Annotated in this window: 23 protein-coding genes; 11 read left to right on the forward strand and 12 right to left on the reverse strand. The window is 65.5% G+C overall.

What is annotated here, in order from left to right:
* Window positions 1-277: 277 nt before the first annotated feature.
* The 3 genes from NO363_RS11330 to pspAB all read right to left on the reverse strand — a co-directional run bounded on the left by NO363_RS11330 (window position 278) and on the right by pspAB (window position 3,339).
* Entirely contained in the window at window positions 278-1,330 is a 1,053-nt protein-coding gene (locus NO363_RS11330; protein WP_256685177.1) for an aldo/keto reductase, read from the reverse strand.
* A 300-nt stretch (window positions 1,331-1,630) separates the two neighbouring features.
* On the reverse strand, window positions 1,631-2,665 hold the full coding sequence (gene radA, locus NO363_RS11335; RefSeq protein ID WP_256685179.1) for a DNA repair and recombination protein RadA: 1,035 nt from the start codon (window positions 2,663-2,665) through the stop codon (window positions 1,631-1,633).
* A 74-nt stretch (window positions 2,666-2,739) separates the two neighbouring features.
* Complete coding sequence (gene pspAB / locus NO363_RS11340) at window positions 2,740-3,339, reverse strand: PspA-associated protein PspAB (protein WP_256685181.1); 600 nt, start codon at window positions 3,337-3,339, stop codon at window positions 2,740-2,742.
* 87 nt (window positions 3,340-3,426) lie between these two features.
* Between pspAB and NO363_RS11345 the strand changes: the two genes are divergently transcribed.
* A complete protein-coding gene (locus tag NO363_RS11345) occupies window positions 3,427-4,404 on the forward strand; it encodes an IS1595 family transposase (RefSeq protein WP_256685183.1) in 978 nt (325 codons plus the stop codon).
* Window positions 4,405-4,722: 318 nt separating this feature from the next.
* Here NO363_RS11345 and htpX read toward each other — a convergent pair whose 3' ends face one another.
* Window positions 4,723-5,595 carry a zinc metalloprotease HtpX gene (gene htpX / locus NO363_RS11350; RefSeq protein ID WP_256685185.1) on the reverse strand — a complete coding sequence of 291 codons (873 nt, stop codon included), beginning with the start codon at window positions 5,593-5,595 and terminating at the stop codon, window positions 4,723-4,725.
* Window positions 5,596-5,740: 145 nt separating this feature from the next.
* On the opposite strand from htpX, the gene NO363_RS11355 reads away from it, so the two are divergent.
* Together NO363_RS11355 and NO363_RS11360 are read left to right on the forward strand one after the other, a co-directional pair.
* Window positions 5,741-6,835, forward strand: a complete 1,095-nt coding sequence (locus NO363_RS11355; protein WP_256685187.1) for a 60S ribosomal export protein NMD3 — start codon at window positions 5,741-5,743, stop codon at window positions 6,833-6,835.
* A gap of 155 nt (window positions 6,836-6,990) precedes the next feature.
* Window positions 6,991-8,661 carry a Na+/H+ antiporter NhaC family protein gene (locus NO363_RS11360; protein WP_256685189.1) on the forward strand — a complete coding sequence of 557 codons (1,671 nt, stop codon included), beginning with the start codon at window positions 6,991-6,993 and terminating at the stop codon, window positions 8,659-8,661.
* Window positions 8,662-8,700: 39 nt separating this feature from the next.
* On the opposite strand, the gene NO363_RS11365 is transcribed toward NO363_RS11360, so the two are convergent.
* From NO363_RS11365 to NO363_RS11375, 3 genes are all read right to left on the reverse strand, one after another.
* A complete protein-coding gene (locus NO363_RS11365; protein ID WP_256685191.1) occupies window positions 8,701-10,008 on the reverse strand; it encodes a dicarboxylate/amino acid:cation symporter in 1,308 nt (435 codons plus the stop codon).
* 120 nt (window positions 10,009-10,128) lie between these two features.
* Complete coding sequence (locus NO363_RS11370; protein ID WP_256685193.1) at window positions 10,129-11,871, reverse strand: ATP-dependent DNA helicase; 1,743 nt, start codon at window positions 11,869-11,871, stop codon at window positions 10,129-10,131.
* 89 nt (window positions 11,872-11,960) lie between these two features.
* Window positions 11,961-12,170, reverse strand: a complete 210-nt coding sequence (locus NO363_RS11375) for a DUF7561 family protein (RefSeq protein WP_256685194.1) — start codon at window positions 12,168-12,170, stop codon at window positions 11,961-11,963.
* A 335-nt stretch (window positions 12,171-12,505) separates the two neighbouring features.
* On the opposite strand from NO363_RS11375, the gene NO363_RS11380 reads away from it, so the two are divergent.
* Together NO363_RS11380 and NO363_RS11385 are read left to right on the forward strand one after the other, a co-directional pair.
* Window positions 12,506-13,432 (forward strand): NAD(P)H-binding protein, encoded by a 927-nt coding sequence (locus NO363_RS11380; protein ID WP_256685196.1) that lies wholly within the window; start codon window positions 12,506-12,508, stop codon window positions 13,430-13,432.
* Window positions 13,432-14,157 (forward strand): DUF7530 family protein, encoded by a 726-nt coding sequence (locus tag NO363_RS11385; RefSeq protein ID WP_256685197.1) that lies wholly within the window; start codon window positions 13,432-13,434, stop codon window positions 14,155-14,157. Before NO363_RS11380 ends, NO363_RS11385 begins: the two co-directional genes overlap by 1 nt.
* On the opposite strand, the gene NO363_RS11390 is transcribed toward NO363_RS11385, so the two are convergent.
* Window positions 14,144-14,314 (reverse strand): DUF5786 family protein, encoded by a 171-nt coding sequence (locus NO363_RS11390; protein ID WP_370525557.1) that lies wholly within the window; start codon window positions 14,312-14,314, stop codon window positions 14,144-14,146. The two genes, NO363_RS11385 and NO363_RS11390, sit on opposite strands and share 14 nt — an antisense overlap.
* A gap of 127 nt (window positions 14,315-14,441) precedes the next feature.
* Between NO363_RS11390 and NO363_RS11395 the strand changes: the two genes are divergently transcribed.
* On the forward strand, window positions 14,442-15,440 hold the full coding sequence (locus NO363_RS11395; RefSeq protein ID WP_256685199.1) for a DUF5784 family protein: 999 nt from the start codon (window positions 14,442-14,444) through the stop codon (window positions 15,438-15,440).
* A gap of 19 nt (window positions 15,441-15,459) precedes the next feature.
* Here the strand turns inward: NO363_RS11395 and NO363_RS11400 are convergent, their stop codons facing one another.
* The gene (locus NO363_RS11400) at window positions 15,460-15,747 is read right to left on the reverse strand and encodes a DUF5789 family protein (RefSeq protein WP_256685200.1); all 288 of its coding nucleotides are present in this window, start codon (window positions 15,745-15,747) and stop codon (window positions 15,460-15,462) included.
* 122 nt (window positions 15,748-15,869) lie between these two features.
* Between NO363_RS11400 and NO363_RS11405 the strand changes: the two genes are divergently transcribed.
* Entirely contained in the window at window positions 15,870-16,682 is an 813-nt protein-coding gene (locus NO363_RS11405; protein ID WP_256685201.1) for a PHP domain-containing protein, read from the forward strand.
* Between the two features lie 78 nt (window positions 16,683-16,760).
* The gene (locus tag NO363_RS11410; protein ID WP_004054369.1) at window positions 16,761-16,928 is read left to right on the forward strand and encodes a DUF6757 family protein; all 168 of its coding nucleotides are present in this window, start codon (window positions 16,761-16,763) and stop codon (window positions 16,926-16,928) included.
* Between the two features lie 3 nt (window positions 16,929-16,931).
* Here the strand turns inward: NO363_RS11410 and NO363_RS11415 are convergent, their stop codons facing one another.
* On the reverse strand, window positions 16,932-17,561 hold the full coding sequence (locus tag NO363_RS11415; RefSeq protein ID WP_256685202.1) for a hypothetical protein: 630 nt from the start codon (window positions 17,559-17,561) through the stop codon (window positions 16,932-16,934).
* A gap of 184 nt (window positions 17,562-17,745) precedes the next feature.
* Between NO363_RS11415 and NO363_RS11420 the strand changes: the two genes are divergently transcribed.
* Genes NO363_RS11420 through NO363_RS11430 form a run of 3 tightly spaced genes read left to right on the forward strand, consistent with a single transcriptional unit; the run spans window position 17,746 to window position 18,945 of the window.
* Window positions 17,746-18,234 (forward strand): cupin domain-containing protein, encoded by a 489-nt coding sequence (locus tag NO363_RS11420; protein ID WP_256685203.1) that lies wholly within the window; start codon window positions 17,746-17,748, stop codon window positions 18,232-18,234.
* A 58-nt stretch (window positions 18,235-18,292) separates the two neighbouring features.
* Window positions 18,293-18,529 (forward strand): DUF8593 domain-containing protein, encoded by a 237-nt coding sequence (locus NO363_RS11425; protein WP_370525558.1) that lies wholly within the window; start codon window positions 18,293-18,295, stop codon window positions 18,527-18,529.
* A gap of 47 nt (window positions 18,530-18,576) precedes the next feature.
* A complete protein-coding gene (locus NO363_RS11430; protein ID WP_256685207.1) occupies window positions 18,577-18,945 on the forward strand; it encodes a DCC1-like thiol-disulfide oxidoreductase family protein in 369 nt (122 codons plus the stop codon).
* A 31-nt stretch (window positions 18,946-18,976) separates the two neighbouring features.
* On the opposite strand, the gene NO363_RS11435 is transcribed toward NO363_RS11430, so the two are convergent.
* Both NO363_RS11435 and NO363_RS11440 read right to left on the reverse strand, forming a co-directional pair.
* Window positions 18,977-19,933 (reverse strand): nucleoside hydrolase, encoded by a 957-nt coding sequence (locus NO363_RS11435; protein ID WP_256685209.1) that lies wholly within the window; start codon window positions 19,931-19,933, stop codon window positions 18,977-18,979.
* Window positions 19,934-19,970: 37 nt separating this feature from the next.
* The gene (locus NO363_RS11440) at window positions 19,971-21,134 is read right to left on the reverse strand and encodes an acyl-CoA dehydrogenase family protein (protein WP_256685211.1); all 1,164 of its coding nucleotides are present in this window, start codon (window positions 21,132-21,134) and stop codon (window positions 19,971-19,973) included.
* Window positions 21,135-21,143 lie beyond the last annotated feature (9 nt).

Below are 21,143 nucleotides of genomic sequence, written 5' to 3' on the forward strand. Positions count from 1 at the left end.
AACCCACTTTTTTACTGCGGAGGGTCGCCGGAGGCGACCCTCACTTGCAAAAACCTGGACTAAAAACACCCGCTCGCAAACCACGCGAGCGGTGAACCGCGCTCACTCCGTTCGCACGGACACGACATTTTTCGCACCACTTCTGCAACCGCACGGCGCAGCACTGCAGAAGCCCTCGCATCTCTCCGGAAGAGCTTCACCCTTCATCCACCAGGACCACAAACCGCACCACCACAACCGCAACGGGCTGCCGCAGCAGCCGAGAGAAAATGCGAGTTCAGTCGCCGGCGTACGTCGCGCCGACAGCTTCGAGATCGGATCCATCGACCGACGAGCGGAACCCGGCCATCCCGTCGTCGCGCTCGATGTCGTAGTCGCGGGCGTGGAGATCGGCGACGCGGTCGAGTTCCTCGTCCGAGAGCGCGGGCGTGTCGGGTGCGGCGGCCCACTCGTCGACGTCGTCGGTCATCCGGAAGGTCGGCGTGACCGAGGCGACCTCGTCGTGGGCGAGCAGCCACTGGATAGAAGCCTGTCCCATCGTCCGCTCGCCGTCGCGTTCGAGGAAGCGCAGTTTCTCGACTTTCTCCCAACCGGTGTCGTACCATTCGTCGGGTCGGAACCCACGGTGGTCGCCCTCGCCGAGTTCAGTCTCAGGTCTGACCTGCTCGTTCAAGAGTCCGGACGAGTGCGGGACGCGCGCGAGGATGCTCGTCGACGCGTCGAGATCGTCGATGGTCTCCATGAAATGAGTCCCTGGGGTCTGCTCGAAGACGTTGAACACCACTTGAACGGCGTCGAACTCGTTGGCGATCGCCGCGTCGCCCTCGGCGAGCCAGCCGATCGAGGGGCCGAGCGCCCAACCGACCGCGTCGACTTTCCCCGACTCGCGCAGTTCGTCGATGGCCTCCAGAACGTCCTCGTCCACCTCGTCGACGTCCGCGTTGTGGAGGTGAAGCAGATCGAGGCGGTCCATGTCGAGCCTGTCGAGGCTCTTGTCGACCGCCTCGTGAATGTACTCCGGCGTCATCTCTTTCGGGATCTCGCCATGGCCGGCCTGTGGATTGTTGTAGAAATCGTAGCCCACCTTGCTGGCGATGGTGATTTCGTCGCGGTGCTCGGCGAGCGCCTCGCCGATGAGTTCCTCGCTGCGCCCGTGGCCGTAGACGTCGCCCGTGTCGAAGAAGGTGACACCCTGATCGAGCGCGTGACGGACCAGATCGATGCTCTCCTGCTCGCCGCGGTCGCCCCACCAATCGGTGCCGACGACCCACGCGCCGAAGCCGATCGTCGATACCTTGACCCCCGAATCACCGAGTTCGCGGTGCTCCATGTGTCCACGTTCGGTTCGGCCACACTTAGCGAATGTGGTCGGCGGCTGCCGCGGTGACGGTGGCGGTTCCTGGTGGATGAAGGGCGAGGCGCGCGGAGCGCGCCGAGGGCTTCGGCGGTGCTGTGGTGGTCGTGGTTACGGAAGCGGGCGGGAGTGTCAGCATCCGCGCGAACGAATGTGAGTACGGTTCACCGCGAGTGAGCGAAGCGAACGAGCGGATGTTTTTCATGAACGTTTTTGCGAGGGGTTGAGCGCGGGAGCGAAGCGAGCGCGCGAACCCCCGAAGTAAAAAGGTTCGTGCTATTCGGGCTTCAGTCCCTCTTCCTCGACGCGCATCACGGCTTCGCCGTCAGCGAGGTTCGGGGCATCCACGAGACGGACGATGCGTTTCGTGCCCTTGGATTTGCGGAGATACATCCGGAAGGTCGACTTGTGGCCGAGGATGTTGCCGCCAATCGGCTGGGTCGGATCGCCGAAGTAGGAGTCAGGGTTCGAGGCGACCTGATTGGTGACGACCGTGGCGGCGTTGAAGAGGTTGCCGACCTTGTCGATGTCGTGGAGATGTTTGTTGAGTTTCTGCTGGCGCTGGGCGAGCTCGCCACGACCGACGTACTCGGCACGGAAGTGGGCAGTGAGGGAGTCGATACAGACCAGTCGGACGGGCCACTCGGAGTCCTCGTGTTCGCTCGCGATGTCCTGGGCCTTCTGCGCGAGGAGGATCTGGTGGTTCGAGTTGAACGCCTTGGCGACGTGGATGTTGTCCAGGATCGCGTCGATGAGTTCGTCCATCGCCTCGTCGCTTTCGGGACTGCCCTCGATCTCGCGCTGGTCCATCGCGGCGGCGAGCGCGTCGTCGGGGAGCCCGCGCACCATCTGGTCGATCCGTTCCGGTCTGAAGGTATCCTCACTGTCGATGAAGATGGCGCTGCCCTCCAGGCCGCCGTACTCCTGTGGAAGTTGGACGTTGACCGAGAGCTGGTGAGTTACCTGGGATTTGCCCGCGCCGAACTCGCCGTAGACTTCGGTGATCGACTGGGTTTCGACGCCGCCGCCGAGCAGGTCGTCGACCTCGTCGACCTGCCACGAGAGCTTGCCGATCTCGTTACGGCGTTCGAGCACGTTGGCACCCGTCTCGAACCCGCCGATATCTGCTGCGTCACGCGCGGCATTGATGATGTCGGCGGCCGTGCTCTCGCCGATGTCCGCCGTGTTCGAGAGCTCGCCCGGGCTCGCCACCGCGATGCCCTGATAGGAGTCGAACCCCGATTCGGTGAGCTTGTCCGCGGTCGCGGGACCGACGCCCGGCAGGCTCTCTAGATCTTCGGTTGCTGCCATACGACCGGGTTGTGCGGCTTCGGTGATAAAGCCTCGTTAACAGCTCGGCGAAAGTGAAGCGAGGAGTGTGTCGCTCACTCCCAGGGGTGAGTTCCGGTGTCGGGCCAGAGCGGATACCAGTACTCCTTGTCACCCTCCACGTCGAGCTCGCCGTCGAGGACGGATTCGAGTTTGAACTCCACGGACGACTCGCGCTCGTTGCCCGGGCGCGGCGCGAACGGGTAGTACGCCCCCCGGCGGAACGAGTAGACCCAGTAGACGGGCCCGCTCTTCTCGAAGCCGAACAGTGCCGCGAGCAGCCGCGAGCCGTAGCCGCGCTCGATGAGCGTGTCGGCGGCGAAGTGCACACTCGTCACGAGATCCTCGAAGTCCGAGTCTTCGAGCACGACCCACTCGTAGCCGTGCGAGTCGTCGACGAATCGGGCTTCGGTCCCTGTCTCGACTTCGCCCGCCTCTAGGATGGCCTCCACCTCCTCGACCGTGTCGGCGAAATCCGTGCTGTCGACGCCCGAAAAGCAGAGCGCGGCCACATCCGCCGGCTCGAAGCCGAGATCGGCCTCCATCGTGAGGTGGGCCGTGCTCATCCCGAAGAGGTCCTCGGGGTCCGCATCGCGCGTCGCGTCGGCCTCCGCGCTCATCCCGAGCGCCGATCGCAATCCGTCGAGAAGTCCCATGCCCACGATCCGTGCGCCAGTGGTAAAAGTCGACGCTCTTGCCGAGTCTGGTGAAACAGTCGCGGAGGAACTACAGCATCCCGCCGTATGCTAGTGGATGTGCTCCAACGGACAGCTTTCGGCGGGATGCTCCAGGAAGTTGTTGAGCGCCAAGCAATAGTGTTCCGCCCCGAGCCGCTCGACGCCATCGTCGAGCGGCGCTGCAAGCGTGCGTGGGAGCAGGCTCCCTGTCCCGAGTGTGGGGAAACAGCTCTCCAGACTCGGGACGGCAGTCCTCGAGTCTGGTGTCGTAACTGCCGCTATAGCTTCACATACACCCGAAACACGCCGTTCGCAAACACCGGTCTTACACCCGGTGAACTCCTTCTCATCTTCATTCTCTACGCTGATACCTTGCTCAGCATCAACCAGATCGCCCAACTATTCGATTCCTGCTACGACACGATCCATACGCAACTCCGCGATGGGGAAGCCGCGTTCGAACGCGGCTTTCCCCTCGTCTGGGAGCGCATCCAGCACACCGTTGAGGGACCAACACAGATCGATGAAACCGGCTCGAAGTGTTCGGGCTACAAAGGTCAATCGCCGCCGCGGGACGGTCTCTCCCGCGGCGGTTCTGGGGAACCGGGCCGATCACGCTGGGAGGGAGCACCGGGCGACAAACTCACGCTCGTCGCGGCGAGCCGCGACGTGCTTCGGGTAATCTCAGCCGAAGAAGGATCAAAATACGACGAGAATCTCGGGCCAGTGATCGAGGAAGCAGGCGATCTCTCCCAGCCGCTGGGAGAGATCTGGACCGACGAACTTCCCGCGTATCAGCAGATGAATCACGAGCATCGAACCGTTGTTCACGACGATAAGTACGTCTCAGACGAAGGCGTCCACACAAATCAAGTCGAATGCCTCTGGTCGCTGATCCAGCCGTGGCTGGAGAAATTCCGCGGTCTCTCCAAACCAGGATTGGAGCAGTCCGTCCGAACCTACGGGTTCGTACGGACGTTGAACCTCGTCGGAGCACCGCTACACGGCCTCGTTGACTGCTTCGCCCTCAACGTGTTTCACTAGATTCGGCAAGAGCGAAAGTCGAAGTAATACGACGAACCCCAGTGCGGAGCGGTCGGCGCGCGCTCGCGCTCGTGTGCGAACGAAGTGAGCACCGAGCGCGGATCGGCGTGCGAGGGATGAGCGAACGGAGTGAGCGAATCGGTTGGGGAGGTATGTGGGCGGCTGCGGGGAAGTGGTAGAGAAACAGTATCCGTGCGAACGGAGTGAGTACGGTTCACCACGAGCGAGGCCGAAGGCCGAGCGAGTGGGAGTTTTTAGTCCAGGTTTTTGCAAGCGGGGGTCGCCGAAGGCGACCCTCCGCAGTAAAAAAGTGGGCGTTCAGGCGGTTTCGAGGTCGCGCTCCATGTCGCGGAGGCGCTCAATGCGGTTCTCGGTCGAGGGATGCGTCGAGAGCAGTTTGCCGAGCGCGCCGGCGCTGACCGGGATGATGAAGAACGCGTTCATGTCGGCCTGCTGGCGCATGTCGTCGGACGGCACCTTGTCCATCCGACCGTCGATCTTCATCAGCGCGGAGGCGAGCGCCGCTGGCTTGCCAGTGATGATCGCACCACCCCTGTCGGCGGCGAACTCCCGGTAGCGCGAGAGCACGCGAACGAGCAGGAACGACACCACGCCGACGACCATCGAGACGAGGATGGCGACCATCACGGGCGCGCCGCCCTCATCGCGATTACCGCTGAACAGCCAGCCCCAGCGGACGATCATGAACGCGAGCGTCGAGAGGAACGTCGCGATCGTCATCACCATCACGTCGCGGTTTTTGACGTGTGAGAGTTCGTGGGCCAGCACGCCCTCCAGCTCCTCGCGGTCGAGCGTGTTCATGATCCCCGTCGTGACGCAGACGGTTGCGTTCGACGGCGAGCGCCCGGTCGCGAACGCATTCGGCGTTCGCGTGTCCGAGACCGCAATGGTGGGTTTGGGGAGGTCGGCCTGTTGGGCGAGCCGGCCGATCGTGGCGTGGAGTTCGGGATACTCCTGTTCGGAGACCTCGTGGGCACCCATGCTCCGGAGGGCGAGCTTGTCGCTGAAGAAGAACTGTCCACCCATGAACAGCGCCATGATACCCACGGTCCCGACGAGCCCGATGTCGGAGTACGCGAGCACGCCGAGGAAGACGGCGTACAGCGCGAGCAACAGGACCATCGTCAGTCCCATTCGGGCCCGAAGACCCCAATCAGTCTTCCATTCCATGAACTAGAAGTAAGCGCTCGATTCATAAGATTCCGTCGTTCTCGACCGGGAATCGCGGCGGTGGCCGGGGCTCACGTGGTCACGAAAAACGACGAAACGGGCGCGTGACACGGCGCTTAACCGCCGCGAGGCGCTACGACGGCCAATGAGCCACTCACGCCAGTTCTGTCCTCGCTGTGGCGATCCCGTCGAGATCGAGCGCGAGAACGGCGAACGGACGCCGCTCTGTGCGAGTTGCTACTTCGACGAGTTCGAACTCGTGGACGCGCCCGACCGCATCGAGGTGCTCGTCTGTGCGACCTGCGGGGCCGTCAGGCGCGGCAACCGCTGGGTCGACGTCGGCGCGCGCGACTACACCGAGATCGCGATCGACGAAGTCACCGAGGCCATCAGCGTCCACGTCGCCGCCGACGAGTTCTCCTGGCAGGTCGATCCGGAACAGGTCGACGAAAACACCGTCCGGATGCACTGCTATCTCTCGGCGATCGTCCGCGGCGAGTCGGTCGAGGAGGACGTGACGGTGCCCGTCAAGATCTCACGGGGCACCTGCACGCGCTGCGGGCGCATCGCCGGCGACTACTACGCGAGCACTGTCCAGATCCGAGCGCGCGGGCGCACGCCGACCGACCAGGAGACCCAGCGCGCGCTCGATATCGTCACCGACTACGTTGCCGAGCGCGAGGCCGACGGCGATCGCGACGCGTTCATCACCGAGATCGACGAGACGAGCGACGGCGCGAACGTCAAGCTCTCGGCGACCAAACTCGGTCAGGGCGTCGCCGAACGCATCGTCCGTCGGTTCGGCGGCGAGATGGACGAATCGGCGACGCTCGTCACCGAGGACGAGGACGGTGACGAGGTCTATCGCGTCACCTACGCCGTCCATCTGCCGGAGTTCACGCCGGGCGACGTCATCGACGTCGACGACGACGGACCGGTGTTGGTCGAGAGCGTCCGCGGCAATCTGAAGGGCGTCCGCGTGACGACGGGCGACCACTACGAGGCTGCCTTCGAGGACGGGATCGCGCCCGAAGCGACGCGTCTCGGCCGGCGTGCGGACGCCGAGGAGACGACGCTCGTCGCCGTCGAGGACGAGCGGGCCGTCCAGGTGTTGGACCCGGAGACCTACGCGGCGGAGACGATCCCGCGACCGTCGTATCTCGATCCCGACGCCGACACCGTCCCGGTGCTCAAGAGTCGTGCAGGGCTGCACGTGCTGCCGGCGGCCGAAACCGACTAATCGCCCGGGCCACTAGTCGACCCATGAACCGCCAGCAGCTGTTCGCCATCCTGTTCGTCCTCATGATGGTCGGCTCGTCGTTCACGTACGTGGTCTCGCTCGTCTGAGCAGTTCGACCGGACGCTCTTTTGTACCCCGTCCCTGAAGGTGGGGGCATGCCGCTCGAACCCATCGCGGCCGGCCCGTGGGCGCTGGTGCCGGCGCTGCTGGCTATCTCGCTGGCGTGGTACGTCCGGGACGCGCTCATCGGCCTGTTCGTCGGGATCGCCGGCGGTGCGGTCGTTTACGGACTCTTTCGCCCCGAAGTCGTCGGTGTGCCGCCCGGGCTCGACGGCCCATTGGGAACGCTCCTCGGCGGCCTACTCGGCATCACGGTGATCCCCGAACTCGTCGCCACGTCGCCGCTGTTCGCCGATCCCTGGTACGTGAAGAACGTGCTGCTCGCCCTCTTCGCGATTGGTGGCCTGATGGGGCTGATGATCCGCGCCGGGGCGATCCGCGGCGTGCTGGAGGCGCTCGCCAGCCGCGTCGAGTCGCCGGCCGACGCCGAGAAGGCCTCCTTCCTCGCAGGAGTCATCATCCACATCGACGATTACTTCAACTGTTTGGTGGTGGGCTCGATGATGCGCCCGCTGACCGACGAACACGACGTCTCGCGGGCGAAGCTCGCCTACTACGTCGATAGCGCCGGCAGCCCGGCCGCCCGCCTCGCCTTCTACTCGACCTGGGGCGTCGCGCTCGTCGGGTTCATCGGGGCCGGCATCACCGCCGCTGCGAAACAGAACGTCCTCCCCGCCGGGATGTCGGGCTACGTCACACAGACCGGCGACGGCCTCCAGGCGGCCACGGATGCCGTCTGGCCGCTGTTTTTCAACACGCTCGGGTTCGCCTTCTACTCGTGGGTCGCGCTCGTCGTCGCCGCGCTGGTCGCCTGGCAGGTCATTCCAAACATCTTCGAGATGGGCGAGGAGGAAGAGCGCGCCCGCAACGGCGGTGGCGTCGTGGGGCCCGACGACGATCCGCTGGTCTCCGACGAGATGGCGAACTACGAGATGTACGAGGGCGCGACCCCCGACTGGCGCAACTTCGCCATCCCCGTGCTCACCATCGTCGGCATCGGCCTGCTGGCGATGTTCTGGCGCTCCTCGCCCGTGCTGAACGCGCCACGGATGACGTCCGTTCTCTCGGCGTTCGGCTCCGAGCTGCTCGTCCCCGCGGGCGGCCCGTGGTCGCTCAACATCGGCGAGATCCGGCTCGGACTCGCGTCGATGATGGGGCTGCTCGTCGGCTTCGTCCTGTTCAGAGCCCGGGGAGACATCCCCTCGAACGCCGACGCGACCGACGCGATGGTCAACGGATTCAAGGGCATCTTCCTCGCGGCCGCGATCCTCACGCTCGCGATCACCATCCAGAACACCGTCTCGACGCTCGGCATCTCCTCGTTCGTCACCGACTGGTTCCAGGGCGTTCCCGTGGGACTCATCCCGGTGCTCGTCTTCGCCGTGACGGCGTTCGTCAGTTTCTCCGACGGGAGTTCGTGGGCAACCTACGGCATCATGTTCCCGATCGTCATCCCCGTGGCGTTCACCACCGGCGCGAACCTCCCGCTCGCCCTCGGCGCGGTGCTCTCGGGCGGGATCTTCGGCGATCACTGCTCGCCGATCTCCGATACCACAGTATTATCCTCGTCGACCAGCGGTGCGGACCACATGGTCCACGTCAAAACACAGATCCCCTACGCGCTCATCTGTGCGGCGATCGCCGGCACGCTCTTCCTCGTGCTCGGCTTCCTCGTTCCGGGGGATTTCTCGCTCATCCCGTACTGATCGGGTCGCCGCCTGCGATCCTCACTCCCCACTCTTCATTCAGTCGTCCTGTGGCGTACCGGCCGGCTCGCTACTGCCCGACCAGACGCTCGCGGTGCGGTCGATGCCGTTGTAGACGTGTGCGACGAGCGTCGTCACCGCCAGATCACCGGTGACGTTGTTCATCGTCCGGAGGCGATCGAGTAGCGGGTCAACGCCGGCGACCATCCCGACCACCTCCAGCGGGAGTCCCAACTGCGTGAGCACGAGCGTCAGCATGATGAGCCCACTGCCCGGCACGCCCGCCGTCCCGATGCTCGCGAGCAGTGCGGTGACGACGACGGTGAACTGTTCGCCGAGCGTGAGCGCCTGACCGACCAGGTTCGCCGCGAAGATGGCGGCCACACCCTGATACATCGCAGTGCCGTCCATGTTGATCGTCGCTCCCAGCGGCAGCGAAAAGCTGTAGATCTCCTCGTCGATGCCGAAGTTCTCGTCGGCGTTGCTCATCGTTACTGGTAATGTTCCGCTCGACGAGCGAATACTGAGCGCCGTCACCATCGCCTCGCGCGCCCCGCGGAGGAACGTGATCGGCGACTCACCGAGGATGCCGCGCTGGATCACGAGGAGATAGGTGAGTCCGATGTGGACGCCGACGGCGAGCGCGAGCGCGCCGATGAGTTTCGCGTACGGCACGATGGCGTCGACGCCCGCCGTGCCGAAGGTGGCGGCCATCAGCGCGAACACGCCGACGATGCCGAACTCCATGACGCCCCAAACGATCTTGAACATCGCCTCTGCACCCGCCTCGACGACGTCGAAGATCGTCTCGACGCCGCGGTGGACGGCGGTGTCGGCGTCGAACTCCTCCTGGAGAAGTGCGAGCGCGATACCGAAGACGAGCGTGAAGAAGATCACCGGCAGGATGTCGCCCTCGGCCATCGCGCCGAGCGGGTTCGTCGGCACGATTCCCAGCAGGACTTCGCCGATGTTCGGAGCCTGTTTCGTCTGAACGTCCGTGCTGACGACGTCGAGGCCGACGCCGGGATCGACGAGGTTGCCGATGGCGAGCCCGATGACGATCGCGATCGCGGTCGTCACGACGTAGCACAGAACCGTGACGCCACCGATCCGTCCGAGCGTCGACGGTGTGAGCCGCCGTGCGCCCATCAACAGCGTGAAGAAGACGATCGGGACGATGATCATCTTGAGCAGTCGGACGAACAGATCGCCGATCGGCTGGAGCGCCGTCAGCGGCTGGCCGCCGATCAGCCCCGCCAGCGAGCCGAGAACGAACCCCGTACCGATGCGGTAGACGATCGGTATCGAGCGATAGCGTGACCAGAGAGACGATGCCGAGGATGACATACACTGTCGTCCATGCGAGATAGCGATGAACGTTTCGGACGATCCTCGTATCGAAGCACGCTACCATCGGTCAATCGGAGTCGGATGAACGACCGGCTCACGGCGCGAATTCCTTCGGCTTCAGTCTGTGCCCCAGACATCCGCGAGCGGGTGGTCGTCCGGGTTCGATCGGCCGCTCTGTCGTCCCGATCGATGTGAATCGCCACCGCCGCTGGAATCGGCGCTGCCGGCACTCGCCGCATCCGGATCGAACGCCGGTAGCTGTGGACTGCTTATCCGATCGACCTGGGCGGCGAACCAGTCGGGCATCGCACCGCGCGAGCGCCCGAACAGATCGAGCAGACTCGAATCGGCGAGATACGTCCGCCCGAAATCGTCGGGCGAGCGCACGACGCGGCCACAGGCCTGGATGACGGTCTTGAGTGCCGTGCGGTAGTACCAGCCCCACTGGCCCTCTTCGAGCCGGCGGGCGACGCGCGAATCGCGCGTGTTCGGATACGGAGCCTTGCAGAGCACCTGCCAGCGCGCGCGGTCGCCGGCCAGATCGAGCGCCTCCTCCATCTTCACCGAGACGAACAGTTCGGGATCGTCCGTCGCGAGCCACGAACTCAGCTGTGCGTCTCTGTCGTCGCTGTCGTGCGTTCTGATGCGCCCATCGGCCCCGAACTCCCGAAGTCGGTCGGCGAGGCGCTCGGCGATCGCGTAGGAGTGGGCGTGGACGATCCCCTTCTCGTCGTCGTGTTTCGCCAGCAGTCGAACGAGCAGCCGGGCGACTTCCGGGATCGTGTCGTCGCGGTGCTCGTAGGTCATCTTCCCCTGGGTCACGTCGTACAGCGGACGGTTCTCGACCGGAAACGTGTGGGAGATGTCCACCAGCGCAGTCCTGTCGGGATCGAGACCCACGCCACGACAGAACCCTTCTTTGTCGAGGATCGTCGCCGACAGCAGGGCGAACGTGTTGCCGCGCTCCCAGACGGTGTGGGTGAGATATCGCTCCGGCGCGAGCGGCTTGATCGTCACTGGGCTTCCCTCGCCCGCGCTGTCAACGACCCACGTGCTCGCGCTCGCCGGATCGCGGTAGTCCGAGACGAACCACTTCAGATTGGAGATGAGCTCCTGCAGGCGATCGCGCTCGGTGACTTCGGCGATCGAGAGCTCGTCGGCCCCCACGAGAGTGTCTTTCCGGCGCGTGCAGACGTCGACGAGTCGGTCGGCGAACCGTGCAGCCGCCTCGGGACCGTCGATCTCGGGGATGGTAACCTCGTCCCAGACCGGGACCGTCGACGGGTGGAGATCGATCGTCGCGTACATCTCGGCCCACTCGGCGAGCCCGTGGGCCTCGTCGATCACGACGACGTCGCGCTGGCCGAAGGACTCGGAGCCGGCGGTCTGCATGAAGTAGGCGAGCGTCATCGCCGCGATCGAGCGGTTCGAGGCGATAGCGCGATCGGAGAAGTACGGACAGCGATGGCGGATCGAGCAGTCGAAGCCGCTCTCGCGGGCGCACGGCGCGCGATCGACGGGGGTGTCGGTCTCGCCGGGCAGGAGACAGCTGTAGTTGCGCTTGCCACGGATGACCTGCAGATCCGAGAGGAGCGGGTCGGCGGCGACGTCGTCGAGCTGGGAGACCTGCGGGGTGGTGTAGTACGCGCCGATGGCGTCCTGGGGATCGGCCTCGTCGGGCTGGCGCGCACAGCCGGCGATGGCACGGGCGAGCAGCGATTTCCCCGACCCTGTGGGCGCGCGCACGAGCACGACGTCGTTGTCCGATTCGAGCGCCTCACCGATCTTCCCAAGCGCTCGCTGCTGGTTGCCGCGATAGGAGGGAGCGGGAAACTCGGCGGTGAGGCGCGCGGGGTCCACACGAACGGAACTACTGTGCGGCACGTAAATCCTCCGAGCGATGCGCATCGTCGGAGCGACGCAGACGGACCGGCCGTCACGGAGTCGCGCTATGCCTGCTCGTCGAGCGCCGCGACATCGTCAGCCCGTGGATTGTCCGGAAGTCGATCGATACAGTCGTAACAGAGGAAATGCTCCGAGTCGTCGGTAAACTCGAGCGTGAGGCCGCCGCTCTCGTCGCCGCCGAACGTCCAGAGGTTGGCGACGCCGCCGGCGATCTGCACCGACCGCCCACAGCCGTCACACGGCTCGGTGGCCATGATTGCGATCGGGTGCGAGCGCGGATAGCACTTTCTCAACGATGATGGTTTGAGGAGACCGGATTCGATGATCTGATCGGTTATCGTGACCGCCCGCACAGCACGACTGCTGACGACAATGAGAGACCGCACCCGTCCCGGACAGCCCACATACCTCCCCAACCGATTCGCTCGCTGCGTTCGCTTCGCTCACTTTGCTCGCTCATCCCTCGCGCGAGTCGCGCACCTTCGGTGCGCTCCCGCGCGCCACCGCAACCGATGTTAAATCGAGGTGTTTCTGGATCGGTCGCTACCGTCGAGCGTGAACTTATGGCCCGTCCGCTCCTCGCGCCCACATGCGCGTTCTGGTCACCGGTGCGACGGGTTTCGTCGGCAGTCGGCTCGTGCCCGCACTCCTCGCGGCGGATCACGAGGTGGTCGTGCTCACCCGCGATGCCGACGGCTACGACGGGCCGGCCGAGGACGTCCGCGAGGGCGACATCCTCGATGCGGGGAGCTTCGAGGGCGCTCTCGACGGGATCGAAGCGGCCTACTACCTCATCCACTCGATGGGTTCGGGCACCGACTTCGCCGCGCGCGATCGGAAGGCAGCGCACAACTTCCAGCGCGCGGCGAGCGGGGCCGGCGTCTCCCGGGTGATCTATCTCGGCGGGCTCGGCGAGACGCGCGAGCGGCTCTCGAAACACCTCCAGTCGCGCCGCGAGGTCGAGGCGATCCTCGAGAAGGGGTCGTTCGATCTCACGACGCTCCGGGCGGCGATCATCATCGGCGACGGCTCGTCGAGTTTCGCGATGGTCGAACAGCTCGTCCACCGCCTGCCCGTGATGGTCACGCCGACCTGGGTCCGTACCGAGTGCCAGCCGATCGCCATCGCCGACGTCGTGAGCTACCTCGTCGGCGTTCTCGACATCCCCGAGACGGCTGACGACACCTACGAGATCGGCGGCCCGGAGGTGCTCAGCTACCAGCAGCTGCTCCGGCGCACGGCCACGGTCGCGGGACGATCGCTCCACATCGTCCCGGTGCCGGTGCTCTCGCCGCAGCTCTCGGCCTACTGGGTCGATCTCGTCACCAGCGTCCCGAAATCGGTCGCTCACCCGCTGATTTTGGGGCTGAAAAACCGCGTCGTCGTCACCGACACACGTATCGAGGAGCTGCTGCCGATCGAGCGCACGGAGTTCGAGACGGCCGTCGAGCGGGCGCTCGGCGTCGCAGCCGAGCCCGCGCCCGAACGCCCCGCCGAACGCGCGCGGGCGGACTGATGAGCGGCCCCGAGTTCGGCGAGACGTGGACCTACGAGAGTATCGTCGGCGCGCTCCCCGGCATCGAGGTCTCGACGACGCTCGCGCTCACGATCCAGCTCGGCGTCTTCGAGGTGGGCGTGATCGTGCTCGCCTGGTACTACGACCTCTGGAACGTCGCGCTCGCGGGGAGCGCCGCCGTCTTCGTCGCCGGCATCGGCTCGATCGAGATGGTCCGCGTCGCCCGGCGTATCCGCAGCGTCGAGATGCCGGGAGCCTATCGCCGACTGCTGTTCGGCTCGAACATGGAGGTCGTGTTGGCGGTACTGGCTTTCTGCGCGATGCTCACCTATCTGTTCGTGCCGAATCCCGCGAGCGGCCGCGCGCCGTTTCTCGATCGGCTTCTCGGGCCGAACCCACCGGTCCTGGTCGTCTACTTCCTGCTCATGGTGCTCTGGGACGTCTGCTATCGCATCGGTACGGGCTGGTGGGCGACGGTGACGGCCGTCTGGCGCTCCTACCGGTACGTCTTCGACGACGAGACCGCACGAACGTTACTGCGGGCCGACGTCGAGACGATCGCGTTCGGCCTCGTCCAGCTCCTGCTCGTGCCGTTCGTGCTCGACTACCCCGTCCTCCGTGCCGTGTTGCTCGCACACGTCTCGGCGGTGATCGTTGTGACGAGCGTCTCGCTGTGGTTGTTGTGGCGAAGCGGGGAGGGCGATGCGGGCGCTACTGCGATTTGATCTCGCGAAACTGTGCGAGGAGGTCCTCGGTATCGGCATCCGCGACGTCGTACTCGACGGTTCCCTCGTAGTCGCTGCGCTCGTCGTCGCTACTCGCATCGACCGCGCTGGCTTTCTCCTCGCGGCGCTGGTGTTCGGCCGCGTCATAGGTACCCATTGACATAGTGATACACTGTGTCGTTGTTCACTCACAACCATGAATGTATCGGTGGTGAGGATCCCGACAGATCGGCACCGACCGCCACGATCGACACGGGTAAACGCCCGGCCCACCTCGAACTGTCGTGGCCGGACCGCTCCGTTTCCGTCGTTCCCACGACCAGTGGGATCGCGCACGTCTCCGTCGTGACCTCTACGAACCGCTCAACGCGTCGATCGGTGCGCAGCTCACCACCCCCTGGTTCAAACCGCCGCATGGTTACACCGGTCGCCGACTCGAAATGGACAACGGCGACCGCGCGCTCTTCGTCTGGGACGACGACGCCTTCTGGCTCGGCAACACCCAGACCCCGGAAGCGCTCTGGCGCACCGAGAAGTACGATTTCACGGAAGTTCCCTACCCGGTTTCGCGCTGGGCACAGCGCGAACTGCTCGCCGAACTGGAGCTGCAGGACCCGTGGCTCGCCCGGTACGAACACCTCTCGTGGTTCTTCCTCCCGGTGTTCTTCTCGAAGGACGGCCGCGAAAGCACGCGCACCTTCTTCGCCGATCACGCCGCGGGCTTTCCCGACGCCGACCGCGACGCGGCGCTCGGCTTCTACGAACGGTTCCTCTCGACGGGTGTGCTCGACGACTACCGCTACACGATGGCCGCGAAACTCGGCACCAGCGAACGCCTCGATCGAACCCGCATGAGCGCGACGATGGCCGAGTTCAACGCCGCGAAACTGCTCACCGACGCCGGTTACGCCGTCCGTCCGGAGATCGAACTGGACTCGGGCTACGCGCTCGACTTCCGGGCGACGAGAGATGGCGAGAGCACGCTCGTCGAAGTCACGCGACCGAGCCGCCCGACCGGCCGTGCCGCCGACACGCCGGCGGCGGCCGCCCGCGAGACGGCGCTCTCGAAAACCGACGGCCAGCTCGCCGCCCATCCCGAGACGGTGCTGTTCGTCGACTGTAGCTCCTTTCGCGACGACGAATGGGCCGCCCTCACGGGCGAACGGTCGGGCGTCGGCTACCGTCCGGCGGTCGTCTTCCGCGCACGGCCGGACGGCTCCATCGCGGGCTATTGCGATGGAGAAGAGCCGCTCGATCTCGCTGCGGCCGGCATCGATCCGTAACGACGCGCAACCGCACGCCTCACAGCGAGACCGGCTCGTGGCCCTCGACGCCGAGCGCCGTCGGGTCGCGATCGGAGTAGTTCTTGCGACCGATCGCCCCCTCGCCGACCGCGCTGTAGGTGGTGAGCCGCGCTTCCTCGGCGGACTCGAAGGTCATCGGCTCCACCCGGGAGAGCGCGTCGCCGAAGGTCTCGGAGCCGCTCGGCAACGAGATTTCGAGGTCGCCGTAGGCCGTGATGAGTTCGTCCGTCGTGACCGGGTAGCTGTGCGCATCGAGCCGCTCGTCGACGTCCGTCATGAACTGCATGATAGAACAGGATAGTCGAACCTTCATAAACGTTGTCTGGAGATTCTCCCCGAGACCTAGTAGGTCATCTAGGAGTGGGGTCGCCCAGAACGGACTTATTCGCGGCCCGTCTCCATCGGCCAATGCCGGTTGCCGACCTCCACGTCCACACGACGAACTCGGACGGCCGGATGGCGCTCGCCGACGTCCCCGATGCGGCCCGGACGGCCGACGTCGGCGTGGTCGCCATCACCGACCACGAACGCCTCCATCCGGAGCTGGAAACGCCGATCGACGACCTCGATGGCACGACGGCGATCCACGGCATCGAACTCCGCGTCGAGACCGAGAGCGGCCAGGTCGACCTGCTGGGCTACGGCGTGACCCCGACCGCGGAGCTCCGCACCGAGCTCGATCGGCTCCAGAACGATCGCATCGAGCGCGGCCGGGCGATCATCGACCGCGTCGAGGAGCGCCTCGACTGCGATCTCGCGCTCGAACCGACCGAGGGGATCGGTCGCCCACACATCGCCCGTGCCATCGCCCGCAGCGACGCCGACTACGACTACGAGGGCGCGTTCGCGGAGGTCATCGGCAACGACTGCCCCTGTTTCGTCGCGCGCGATCTCCCGACGTTCGAGCGCGGTGCGGCGCTGCTCGCCGACGCCTGTGGTGTGGTCTCACTCGCGCACCCGCTTCGCTACGGCGATCCAGCGGCCGCACTCGCGCTCGCGGCGTCCGATCACGTCGACGCCGTCGAGCGCTACTACGACTACGACCGACCGGTCGACATCGCGCCCGTCACGCGCGCGATCGAACGGCACGGACTGCTCGAAACCGGCGGCAGCGACGCCCACGACGACGTTCTGGGCCGGGCCGGACTCGATAGAGACGAGTACGACGCGTTCCGCGAACGGCTGGCCGCGTCGCTCCCCGAGGATGTGCCGCGACCGTGAGCCGGCTATCGCAAGCAAAGGACGGCGCGCGGTCGGGATAGCGGAGGGTTCAATGCCCGTCGCCACCAACCCCGGCTGATGCAGTGTCACTACTGCGACCGCGAGGCAGACGTCGCCGTCGAGAAGGACGCCCTGAAGGTCGGCCTCTGCCGCGAACACCTCCGCGAACGCCTGAGCGAACTCGCCGACGACGACGCCCTCGCCGGCTTGCAGGACGAGCTCGACATCGACCGCTCGGACCGCTGATTTTCACGATGATCCCGGTTTTCGCACCGCGAACAGCATCGCGTGAGCCACGTCGATGTCCTGTGGATCGGTGATGCCGTCGTCGAGCCGCCCGCGCGCCCGGAACGCGTAGATACCGGGGCCGACGTCGCCGAGGCGGAGCGGGCCGTCACCGGGCGATTCGTCGGGACTCTCCCCACCGATCCCGACCGTCCAGGTGTACGACTCGCCCGAACGGAGCGCGACCGGGTTGGCCTCGTCGGCGCTCGACCCGTTCGTGGGTGCGACGAGCCGCCAGCCCTCGTCGGTGAGCCGAGTCACGAGACCGCCCGAGATCACGTAGAAGGCCGCCCCGGAGCCGACGCGCTCGATCGTGAACTCGACGAGATCGGGCGGCGGATGCGCCTCGCGTTTCGAGGTAGTGTAGTTGATCGCCTTCGGCCCGTCGTCGTCTTCCCGATAGCAGATCGTGCGTTTCACCGCATCGAAGTCGAAGTTCTGGAACTTCGGGCAGTCGTACTGGCCGAGCGGTTTGGTGGGTGGAACGGGTTTCGGCGGCTCCTCCTCGTCGAGACCGAGCGTCGAGCGCACGCCGCCGAGACAGCCGGTCGTCGTGACCGCCGCGAGCGTGACGAGTGCGTCCCGACGTCGCATACCTGCCCTCTGGCAACCGGCTGCATAACCTCTCGGCCGGGCATACGCGGGTGCATATACGAGAGGAAGAAGCGAGAGGGAGGAAAGGCGAGAGGAGGAGACGAAAGGAGGTAAATAGAGACGAGAAGAGGAGAGTGGCGGATCGGGACAGCGACTATCAGTGCCGGCCACCACGACCCGCTCGATGCCCATCAACGAATCCGACGTCGACTGGAACGCGATCGGCCCCGACGACACCGGGTTCCGTCGGAAACAGCTCGGAGCAGCCGCCGGCGGCGACGATATCGGTTGTAGCCTCTACGAACTGCCGGCCGGTGAGCGAGCGTGGCCCTACCACTACCACACCAGAAACGAGGAGGCGCTGTACGTGCTCTCGGGAACCGCCACGCTGCGCCTCGACGACGAGGAAGAGGATCTCAGGCCAGGTACGTACGTCGCCCTCCCCACCGGTGCGGAGCACGCCCATCGCGTCGTCAACGACGGCGACGAGCCCGTGCGATATCTCGTGATCTCGACGATGGACGAACCGGACGTCGTCGGCTATCCCGATGCGGACGCGCTCGGGGTCTACGTCGGCACGCCACCCGGTGGCGACGAGGACGAGCGCGTACTCTCGGGGTTCTTCCACGAGGACGACGATATCGACTTCTGGGACGAGGTCGCCGACGACTGACCTTGCACTCGACGGCAGAAACGATAGCCCGTCACACGTCCTCTCTGTATCCGCGATGATGGACACCAACGACATCGACCCGGGAACGGACGTCTACGACGTCAACGGCGAGGAGGTCGGCACCGTCGCCGACGTCGAGAACGACACGGCGTACGTCGATCTCGACCCTGGACTTACCGACGAGGTGAAGGCGAATCTCGGCTTCGGCGACACCGACGACGACACCTATGCGCTGCGCGACGAGATGGTCGACACCGTCGACGACGACGGCGTCCATCTCCGAGGCACACACTGAACCGACGAACCGACGGTATTTTTCGCTCGCCGGCATCAAGGAGCAGTATGCCCGAACAGCCGCGACTCGTCTACGACGACGACTGTGGGTTCTGCACGTGGTGTGCCGACTGGGCCATCAGGAACGGTGATTTCGAGCCAGTCGGGTTTTCCGAACTCACGCCCGACGAGCAGCACCGCCTGCCCGACGAGTACGAGGACTGCGTCCATCTCATCGCCGACGAGACGGTCTACTCCTGCGGGAAGGCCACCGAAGAAGTCCTGCTGCGCATGGGGAAGCTCCCGACCGAACCGTTCACGTTCCTGAACGGGTTCGCCGACTACGAGCGACTCCGCGAGGACGTCTACCGGTTCGTCGCCGATCACCGCGACCAGTTGGGGAAGGTCGTGAGCGCCGACGCGCCGATACGGCGCTAACCGGGGCTGGTCCGGAACGAACGATTTTCCGTCAGAGTGAGCGCTCGGGATCGCCGTGGTGGAGCATGTCGCTCGCGATGCGCTCGAACAGGTCGGCGTCGATCTCGCGCACGACCCGTGTTCGGGGCTCGCCGTCCGTGATACCATGGACGTCGACGAGACTGTAACCGCGTGTCATCCCCTCGCGTTCGTCGACGTCCACGTACAATTCCTCGGCGTCGGTGACGAGTTCGGGGTGGAGCATACAGGCGGCGGTGAGCAGGTCGGGCTGGGTCGCGACCGCTTCACCGGTTCGCTCGCGATTCATCTCGCGCGCTCGTTTCGAGATCTCGGCGAAGAAGTCGGCGTAGGGCGTGTCGCCGTCGTCGAGATGCGCGAGGGTGTCGGCGTCGAACGTGCCGTCGCGAACGCAGAGCCCCCAGTCGACGAGCGTGACGTCGCACTCGCGCAGGACGACCTTCGCCGCGTCTGGATCGACCCAGAAGTTGAACTCGGCGGCGGGCGTGTCGTTGCCGAACGTCCCGACCGCCCCGCCCATCACCCAGATCTCGTCGGCGAGCTCGTCGAGATCGGGTTCACGCCGGAGCGCGAGCGCGACGTTGGTGAGCGGGCCGATACAGACGAGCGTCACCTCGCCCGGCGACTCGCGGAGGGTCTCGACGATCGTATCGACGGCGTAGCCGTCGGCCGAAGGGATCTCCGTATCGGCGATGAGATCGCCACCAAGACCGGCCTCGCCGTGGACGTGGGTCGCGTGCTCGATCTCCTTGACGAGCGGCGTACGAGCGCCTTCGTAAACCGGGACGTCGTCGGTAGCATCCGCGAGTTCCAGGGTGTGTTTCGCGTTCTCGACTTCGTGTTCGAACGGGACGTTGCCAGCGACGATCGTCAGCGCTTCGAGGTCGATCGACTCGGCCAACGCTGCGAGCAGGACGGCCTGCGTGTCGTCGCCGGCAGTGTCAGTATCAAGCAGGACGCGTCGGGTCATGGACCGCAAATGGATGGGTGGCCCTTAACGGTTGACCCTACTCGAAGGCCGAGAACCCGGTGAGATCCTGGCCGAGGATCAGCGCGTGGATGTCGTGGGTGCCCTCGTAGGTGTAGACGGTCTCCATGTTGGCGAGATGGCGCATCGGCGAGTAGTCGGTGGTGATCCCGTTGCCGCCGAGCATCTCGCGGGCCACGCGGGCCTGGTCGCGCGCCATGCTGACGTTGTTGTACTTCGCCATCGAGACCTGCTGTGGCCTGAGGTCGCCACGTTCCTTGAGATCGGCCAGCCGATGGGAGAGCAGCTGTGCGGTCGTGATCTCGGTGGCCATCTCGGCGAGTTTTCCCTGCTGGAGCTGGAAGCTCGCGATCGGCTTGTCGAACTGCTCGCGGTCGGTCGCGTAGTCGCGGGCCGTCTCGAAACAATCCCGCGCCGCACCGACCGCGCCCCAGGTGATGCCGTATCTGGCCTGTGTGAGACACGAGAGGGGGCCTTTCATCCCCTCGACACCCGGTAGCACCGCCGATTCAGGTACTCGGACGTTCGACAGCCCGATCTCACCGGTGACAGAGGCGCGCATCGAGAGCTTCTCGTCGATCTCGTTCGTGCTCACGCCCTCTTTGTCCGTCTCGACCAGAAAGCCCCGCACGGGCGACCCCTCGGCCGACGTGTCGCGCGCCCAGACGACGGCGACGTCGGCGATCGGCGAGTTCGTGATCCAGGTCTTCGAGCCCGAGAGGACGTACTCGCCATCGTCCTTTTCCGCGCGGGTTTCCATCCCCGCGGGGTTCGAGCCGTGTTCGGGTTCGGTCAGCCCGAAACAGCCGACCGTCTCGCCGCTCGCGAGATCGGGCAGCCACCGTTCCTTCTGTTCCTCTGAGCCGAAGGCGTGGATGGGGTACATCACCAGCGCGCCCTGAACGCTTGCCATCGAGCGAATGCCCGAGTCGCCCGCTTCGAGTTCCTGCATCAGGAGTCCGTAGGCGGTCTCGGAGACTCCGGGGAGGCCGTATCCGTCCAGATTCGGCGCGTAGAACCCCAGTTCGCCCATCTCGGTGATGAGCTCCTCGGGGAAGGTGCCGTTCTCGAAGTGCGACCCGATATCGGGAGCGACCGTCTCGTCGACGAACTCCCGGCCCGTGTCGCGGATCATCCGCTCTTCCTGGTCGAGATCGGCTTCCAGCCCCACGTAGTCGAGCATGGGAGACCT

Origin of the sequence: Halococcus qingdaonensis (assembly GCF_024508235.1) — an archaeon.
GTDB lineage: Archaea > Halobacteriota > Halobacteria > Halobacteriales > Halococcaceae > Halococcus > Halococcus qingdaonensis.

What these genes read in the sequence shown, in the direction of transcription:
- NO363_RS11375 (WP_256685194.1), bottom strand. Translation starts at nt 12,170, where the DNA reads ATGGCCACCGAGCCGTGTGACGGCTGTGGGCGGTCGGTGCAGATCGCC.
- NO363_RS11405 (WP_256685201.1), top strand. Translation starts at nt 15,870, where the DNA reads ATGCCGGTTGCCGACCTCCACGTCCACACGACGAACTCGGACGGCCGG.
- NO363_RS11415 (WP_256685202.1), bottom strand. Translation starts at nt 17,561, where the DNA reads ATGCGACGTCGGGACGCACTCGTCACGCTCGCGGCGGTCACGACGACC.
- NO363_RS11430 (WP_256685207.1), top strand. Translation starts at nt 18,577, where the DNA reads ATGCCCGAACAGCCGCGACTCGTCTACGACGACGACTGTGGGTTCTGC.
- NO363_RS11420 (WP_256685203.1), top strand. Translation starts at nt 17,746, where the DNA reads ATGCCCATCAACGAATCCGACGTCGACTGGAACGCGATCGGCCCCGAC.
- NO363_RS11360 (WP_256685189.1), top strand. Translation starts at nt 6,991, where the DNA reads ATGCCGCTCGAACCCATCGCGGCCGGCCCGTGGGCGCTGGTGCCGGCG.
- NO363_RS11345 (WP_256685183.1), top strand. Translation starts at nt 3,427, where the DNA reads ATGCTAGTGGATGTGCTCCAACGGACAGCTTTCGGCGGGATGCTCCAG.
- NO363_RS11440 (WP_256685211.1), bottom strand. Translation starts at nt 21,134, where the DNA reads ATGCTCGACTACGTGGGGCTGGAAGCCGATCTCGACCAGGAAGAGCGG.
- NO363_RS11330 (WP_256685177.1), bottom strand. Translation starts at nt 1,330, where the DNA reads ATGGAGCACCGCGAACTCGGTGATTCGGGGGTCAAGGTATCGACGATC.
- htpX (WP_256685185.1), bottom strand. Translation starts at nt 5,595, where the DNA reads ATGGAATGGAAGACTGATTGGGGTCTTCGGGCCCGAATGGGACTGACG.
- NO363_RS11365 (WP_256685191.1), bottom strand. Translation starts at nt 10,008, where the DNA reads ATGTCATCCTCGGCATCGTCTCTCTGGTCACGCTATCGCTCGATACCG.
- NO363_RS11380 (WP_256685196.1), top strand. Translation starts at nt 12,506, where the DNA reads ATGCGCGTTCTGGTCACCGGTGCGACGGGTTTCGTCGGCAGTCGGCTC.
- NO363_RS11400 (WP_256685200.1), bottom strand. Translation starts at nt 15,747, where the DNA reads ATGCAGTTCATGACGGACGTCGACGAGCGGCTCGATGCGCACAGCTAC.
- pspAB (WP_256685181.1), bottom strand. Translation starts at nt 3,339, where the DNA reads ATGGGACTTCTCGACGGATTGCGATCGGCGCTCGGGATGAGCGCGGAG.
- NO363_RS11390 (WP_370525557.1), bottom strand. Translation starts at nt 14,314, where the DNA reads ATGGGTACCTATGACGCGGCCGAACACCAGCGCCGCGAGGAGAAAGCC.
- NO363_RS11385 (WP_256685197.1), top strand. Translation starts at nt 13,432, where the DNA reads ATGAGCGGCCCCGAGTTCGGCGAGACGTGGACCTACGAGAGTATCGTC.
- radA (WP_256685179.1), bottom strand. Translation starts at nt 2,665, where the DNA reads ATGGCAGCAACCGAAGATCTAGAGAGCCTGCCGGGCGTCGGTCCCGCG.
- NO363_RS11425 (WP_370525558.1), top strand. Translation starts at nt 18,293, where the DNA reads ATGGACACCAACGACATCGACCCGGGAACGGACGTCTACGACGTCAAC.
- NO363_RS11410 (WP_004054369.1), top strand. Translation starts at nt 16,761, where the DNA reads ATGCAGTGTCACTACTGCGACCGCGAGGCAGACGTCGCCGTCGAGAAG.
- NO363_RS11435 (WP_256685209.1), bottom strand. Translation starts at nt 19,933, where the DNA reads ATGACCCGACGCGTCCTGCTTGATACTGACACTGCCGGCGACGACACG.
- NO363_RS11355 (WP_256685187.1), top strand. Translation starts at nt 5,741, where the DNA reads ATGAGCCACTCACGCCAGTTCTGTCCTCGCTGTGGCGATCCCGTCGAG.